The organism is Novipirellula sp., assembly GCF_041583735.1.
Taxonomy (GTDB): Bacteria; Planctomycetota; Planctomycetia; order Pirellulales; family Pirellulaceae; genus Novipirellula.
This window is the reverse complement of the sequence record NZ_JBFHFD010000661.1, coordinates 1-4799: the sequence shown is the minus strand read 5'-3', so window position 1 is coordinate 4799 and position 4799 is coordinate 1. Positions and strand designations below refer to the sequence as shown.

At 55.3% G+C, this 4799-nt stretch carries 4 protein-coding genes; 2 read left to right on the top strand and 2 right to left on the bottom strand.

What is annotated here, in order from left to right:
• Positions 1 to 762 (top strand): sulfatase-like hydrolase/transferase (locus ABX962_RS30430; RefSeq protein WP_372725195.1); only part of this gene is annotated, 762 nt, incomplete at its 5' end.
• Positions 763 to 846: 84 nt separating this feature from the next.
• Here ABX962_RS30430 and ABX962_RS30425 read toward each other — a convergent pair.
• Together ABX962_RS30425 and ABX962_RS30420 are read right to left on the bottom strand one after the other, a co-directional pair.
• Positions 847 to 2019 carry a DUF1559 domain-containing protein gene (locus ABX962_RS30425; protein ID WP_372725193.1) on the bottom strand — a complete coding sequence of 391 codons (1173 nt, stop codon included), beginning with the start codon at positions 2017 to 2019 and terminating at the stop codon, positions 847 to 849.
• Between the two features lie 215 nt (positions 2020 to 2234).
• Positions 2235 to 2429, bottom strand: coding sequence for a hypothetical protein (locus ABX962_RS30420; RefSeq protein ID WP_372725191.1), 195 nt, complete (start codon positions 2427 to 2429; stop codon positions 2235 to 2237).
• A 514-nt stretch (positions 2430 to 2943) separates the two neighbouring features.
• Between ABX962_RS30420 and ABX962_RS30415 the strand changes: the two genes are divergently transcribed.
• The coding region (locus ABX962_RS30415; protein WP_372725190.1) for a c-type cytochrome domain-containing protein at positions 2944 to 4799 on the top strand (1856 nt) is incomplete at its 3' end.

The following is a 4799-nucleotide window of genomic DNA, read 5'->3' as shown; positions in this document are numbered from 1 at the left end:
GCGTTCACCTTTGATGACGATGCGTGGAAGAACATCGAAGGAGGCGGTTTCGATCGTGGCGCCAAGATCGACAATCTGTACTTCGCCACCATGACCGCGTATCAAACCGGATTGCCCGTCAAAGTGATCTTTGAAAAACGAGCCAAGATGCCGAACATTCTTGGTGAGTACATCTGTTCGCTTGGGTTGAACCAGTTCCGTTGTGCGGAAACCGAAAAGTATCCTCACGTGACGTTTTTCTTTAACGATTACCGTGACGAGCCGTTTTCGCACGAAGATCGTGAAATGGCACCGTCCACGCGGACCGTATCGACCTACGATCAAGCTCCCGAAATGTCGGCTCACGAGATCACCGAAAAGGTGCTCAAAGAGATCGAATCGGGTGTCGCGGATTTGTTGATCGTCAACTATGCCAACGGCGACATGGTCGGACACACCGGAGTGTTGGAGGCGGCGATCAAGGCGGTCGAAACGGTGGACGAGTGTGTCGGGCAGGTCGTTGAAGCGACCTTGAAAAAGGGAGGCTCCTTGATCGTGACGGCTGACCATGGCAATTGCGAACAAATGATTGACCCGGAAACCGGCGGGCCTCACACCGCACACACAACCTACGATGTGCCGTTGATCGTGGTCGAGCCGGGACTCGAAGGCCGCAAGCTGAAGACCGATGGCCGCTTGGCCGACATCGCACCGACGGCACTGGAGCTGCTCGGTTTGCCGATTCCGGCCGAGATGACGGGTGAACCGTTATTAAAGCGATAAGCTTTCTAGCCAGTGAAAAAAAGAAAACGCCGTTTGAATTTCAAACGGCGTTTTTTCGTTTCGACTCGTTAAGCGGTTTCGCCGCTATTCTAACGATTCGGTTTCCTTCGCGGCGCGTGTGCCCAAAGCACCCCACACGCCATACGGGCTTTTGCTTCCGGCGCGGGCATAGCTGGTTCCGGTTCCAGTACCCGTGGTCGAGACCGAGGCTTTGGTGGCGTCGCCCGCATCGATTGACTCGGTGACAAATTTGACGGCGCCGTCGGCCATCAACACATGACATCCGCCTTGATGGCGGCTGGCCGCCGAAAAGACGCCTGAAATGCCCCCTGCGGCACTGCCGGAATCGCGACGACATGACGGCGAATTCGGAGGCAGCATCGTGTTGAAACCGGTGTAACCAACGTGACCTTCACCCCAGCGGCGGCCACGCGGATACAGCGTTCCGCCAGCGAAATGTCGAGGATCGTCGGCGGTGATGTGCGGTCCTGTTTTGCACAGGTTGGGGAATTTGTGGTAGTCGACGGAACCTTGGAATTGGTTGCTGATCACCTCGCGCTGATCCAGCGTCACCGCCATCTCGCCCATCGCGATGGTGTTGCTGGTCCCATCCAAGATGTCACGGAACCGGTATTGGTACCAACGTGCAAAACAACCTCGTTTGGAACCCGGATCGGCGGCGCCAGTGTAGGTGTTGTTGAAGCGGGTGTGATGGTTAGGGGCTCCGCCGACGAATCGACCCGCATCGCCATAGCAGAAAGCGTAATTGGTTTGCGCCTGGCCGGCATGCACGGCTGGATCACTCGGGCAGCGCAGTGTCGTCACTTGAGTTCGCAACGGAGTGTAAACTTGGCCACCAATGGCCGCGTCATTGGTCCCGGGGGTTGGTCCCATCGCCGGAAACCCGTCGGTGGGATTGCTGAAGCGTTCCCACAACGCAGTTTGCTCGAGAAACGGCAGCAACGCGATCAATCCGTTAAGCCGTCGTTGATTGGTCTCGGCGATCGAGGCGCTGCCGGTTGTGTTTTCACCGGTGCCACCGCTTCCCATCGGGAACATCTGGTATGCCGAGTGATAGTTGTGCAGTGCCAACCCCAATTGCTTGGTGTTGTTGCTGCATTGCATACGCCGGGCCGCTTCACGCGCGGCCTGGACTGCGGGCAGCAACAAACCGACCAAGACGCCGATGATGGCGATCACCACCAGCAGTTCGACCAACGTGAATCCGCGCCGCCGCGAATTGGATTTGAACATCATAAACACTCCAAAACAAAAACAAAAAATGCAACCTCAGCGATCTAAGGTTGCTACATGTAAAAGGTGCAGTCAGCGTCCCCTCGTCTAAGACACTTAAAGCGAAGGGGGGGCGGAGCATGGCAGGCATCCAAAAGTATTGCGAGGTATGAAAAACGAAAGTCACTCGCGACTTTCGCTACGCAATTAGCGGTTGAGAATGGAACTCGCGTTTGCGATCAAACTTCGTCTGCCGGGACATTCTTTGCCGGTGCGGCGGTCGGTGCCGCGGTTTCTTCCTCTTGGTTGCTCGCCCCGGCCGGTAGATCTCCAAGTTCGGTGGTTCCCGAAGAACCACCACATCCGACGATTACGGTCGCGAAAAGAACAGTTGCCAGCAGCGAGAACAAACGAGTTTGCAGAGTCTTAGACATCGAAATGGTGGGGTATGAAGGAGGGGAGAATAAAGGAGTCCGTCCGCGTGGGATGCAAGTATCGCAGCGATATCGCGCAGGACGGTGAGGTAGGGGGGGCAAGACGCTCAAGTGGCAATATTAGGTGGCCAAGCGGTCCTGTGCAAGCGTTCAGAGCGAAAGAAGACGCCCAAAAAGTTCATTTTTGAATTCGGGCAAGCCTATAGACAAGCGTTTTGAGGCTATAGAGTTGAGGTTGGAAGCAGTAAACTGTTGGACATCAATTCCTGCTTTAGTGCCTGTCGCAGGTGGATAGGATTTGCGGATTGCCCGCCAAGTGGTTTATGATGGTTGTGGTGCTCTTGCGCCCCCTAATTTCGTTGATAACGTTATCTGGGCAGAACTTATTTCCCGCCTACCCACCTGCCTTTCTTCGTTTGCTGTCGTTTTTTGGGTCCTGCTTTTAATGGGATTCAACAAACGGATGACCGCAAACGTGATTCTTGGAGTTTTCTTGATGTATTGGAAATCTGTTTTGAAAACTCCAGTTGCAGGCTTGTGGATCGTACTGTGGACGATTGCGGGATGGGGCTCGATTGCCGATGCGAAAGAGTTCTCGGAAACCGCTCGCTGGGATTTTGGTAGCGAGGAAACGTCGAATTTGCAGTCCCACGGCAACGTGTATCGTGATCAATTGGGGCCCCGTCCGCCGCAGTTCCCCGATTTCGACCCTTCCAATCTGTCGGTTCGTTTTGACGGCAGCGGTTCTCGCTATTTCTTTCCCGATTCGGGGGATGAGAGCGAATTTGATTTTGACAATGGTGACGAGATCACCTTGGAAGCCTGTGTCAAAGTCGGTGCGATCAGCAGCAACCAAAATGTGTACGTGATTGGCAAAGGACGTACGAATGCGAAAGGGTTTGCCAGGGACAATCAAAATTGGGCGCTGCGGCTACGTGAGCTGAACGGAAAAGTTTGCATCAGCTTTCTGTTTGCGACTCCGCTTCAACCCGGTCAAGTCACCGGCGCCCACTGGCATCGTTGGACCTCGATCGAGGGTCTGAAACCGGCCAATGGATGGCACTCGATCGCCGTGTCGTATCGTTTTGGTGATCCCAGCAGCATCCGCGGTTGGATTGACGGAAAACCGAGCAAGGGACGCTGGGACATGGGAGGCGAAACGAAACAGCCGCCTGTCATCGATAACGATGCGATTTGGATCGGTTCGTCGATCGGCGGCAGCCCCGGAAACAGTTTTCGTGGCTGGCTCGATTTCGTCGGGATCTATCGAGGCATGTTGACCGACAAAGAGATGGCTAAGCGGTTTCGCACCACGCCTCGTGAAGCGGTGGTTGCAACCGAACCCAAAATTGAAACGGTGCCCGGAAAAGTGACGGTGGCGTTTGATGAGTCAGCCGATTCTCATCGTGATTGGCCCGAGGATTCGTTCGTCGACCCCGTCTTTGCCACCGGCTCTCGACCGAGCGTTCCGAATTGGCAGGCCGAACAATTTTTGATTCCCCGTCTTCCTTACCGCTACGACACTTGGGGTATTCGCGATACGTGGAAGAGTGCCGTGTTGGTACGGGCGGCAGCCGATGTGCAATTTGCGGCGGGCAAAAGCCGGTTGTTGATTCGTGCTCGCGGGTTAAGCCGATTGTGGGTCGACGGCAATGTTGTTGCCAAGCTTGGGCCGATGAGCGGATCGACCGATGGGCATCAGCCTGTCGATCCGCTTCCCGATCCTCCGGCCCCAGGGATGCGGATTGTCGGTTACGGATTAAAGGAAACGTTTGGCGAAGTCGAGTTCAAGAAAACCACGACGGTTCGCGTGGTCTTTGAAACGTTGGTGGGAGGAGCTTCGTTCCGAGCGGAACCGGGGGAAACAATGGTCGCGGTTCAGCCGCCGGGCACGGAGCACTTCGAATTGCTCCGTCCGGCGGATAATGAACATAATGCGGGCGACGCCGTGCTGACGGACAAAAACGTGTTGTCGCAAATCGTCAAAACCGAGGCTTCGCTGCAACAATTTGACGACATCGTTCGGCGACAAATGGCCAGCAGCCAAGACGGATATTGGGAGCAACGTCATCAGTTCGGTCGCCACCATGTCGGCCCTCGCAACGAGAGCAAATCGGCTTCGATTGAAGGCTTTTTAGCCGCAAAGATTTCGCGTGCAACATTGACTCAGCCATCGCCTCGCGTCGATTCGTCAGAAGGGCATGGATCGATCGACTTTCAGAAAGAGGTGCTTCCGATCCTCCGCGAAAACTGTTTTCGGTGTCATGGTGAAACCGACGAAGGTGGTTTGAAACTGGACAGCCGTGCGTCATTGTTGTCCGGCGGTGACTCGGGCGAACCGGCGATCGTAGTTGGCGATCCTCATGCGAG